Annotated in this window: 1 protein-coding gene; it reads right to left on the bottom strand. The window is 38.5% G+C overall.

The genetic code is table 11. From position 1 onward, the window contains the following. The coding region (locus tag DC53_RS0120805) for a hypothetical protein (RefSeq protein ID WP_033032101.1) at positions 1-265 on the bottom strand (265 nt) is incomplete at its 3' end. Between the last annotated feature and the right edge of the window lie 49 nt (positions 266-314).

Here is a 314-nt window from a genome sequence, read left to right as displayed (position 1 = left end):
TATCATTCAGCCTATTCGCTTTTTTGTCATCTACATACAGTACTAAATGGGTGTGATTACTCATTACGGCATAAGCACATACATCAATACAAAATATTTTTGCTAATTCCAGTAACTTATCTTCAACCCAGCCTCTGCGATGCTCGTAAGATTGACCAGTAAAGTGGTCTTCACCACACAAAAAAGCACGGCGCACGCAACGCGAAATACAGTGGTAGTATTTTGTATCAACCAAACTTATTTGTCGTTTTCTTGCGATGGCCATAAGACATCCTGCTTGTTTTTTACACTAAATAAAGCGTAGTACTTTGAGC

The organism is Pseudoalteromonas fuliginea, assembly GCF_000690055.1.
In the GTDB taxonomy this organism is placed as follows: domain Bacteria; phylum Pseudomonadota; class Gammaproteobacteria; order Enterobacterales; family Alteromonadaceae; genus Pseudoalteromonas; species Pseudoalteromonas fuliginea.
Note: the sequence above shows the minus strand (reverse complement) of the source record. Positions and strands in the feature narration are given on the sequence as shown.